The organism is Vibrio sp. 2130-1 (assembly GCF_033339515.1).
On record NZ_JAWOUT010000219.1, the window covers coordinates 1 to 746 of the forward strand.

Annotated in this window: 1 pseudogene; it reads right to left on the minus strand. The window is 44.6% G+C overall.

Features of this window, described 5'->3' with window-relative positions:
* Positions 1-746, minus strand: a pseudogene (locus R7Q09_RS25300) (hypothetical protein); the annotation flags it as partial.

Here is a 746-nt window from a genome sequence, read left to right on the forward strand (position 1 = left end):
ATCTCTATAAAAAGATGCGATTCCTTTCTCAAGTTCACCACCAAACATTTTCTCAAATTCTATTTCTGCTCCATAAGCAACTTTATTGCCTAAGTCTATGATTAACTGCTCTGATACACCCTCATTACCCGCGAATCGATAATCGACTTCGTTTTCTAACTGGAAGCCGTTGTTACCAGAACTTTTAACGCCAATCCCTTCTGATGATTGATTGATTTCAGCTGTTCCCAGCATCGCAGATTCGTCAGACACAAAACCGTTTGCAGTCACAACAACGTCCCCAAATGTTCGACTGGTTGCATCTGCCTCACTTCCTGCAAAATCTATACGCCCTGTCAGAACGATTGGTGCATCAGTAAGCGACACATCAACGGGTTGAACAACCACAGGCACGTATGGGCAATCGTCTTCAACGACCACATTTAAGCTTTGAGATGTTGTTGTTTGTCCATCACTTACAGAAATCTGTAAATCAAAGTTGATGATGTCTTCCACATCATTAACAGGATGATCAAGTGGCTCAAACAGAGTAATAGTATAGTCCCAAGAGCCTTGACCTGAAGCTGAAGGCTCGCTCAGCACAACAGTAGCAACAACGCTCAGGTGAGCAGTTTTCGCAGTCAGCGTTTGAGTACTGTTGTCCCACGTCCACGATATAGGCTCCCCTCCTGATGTTAGGTTGTTAGGGCCTGCCAATACCACTGAAACATTCGCCGTGTCTGGATCGGCAACTGTGAATGTTCCTG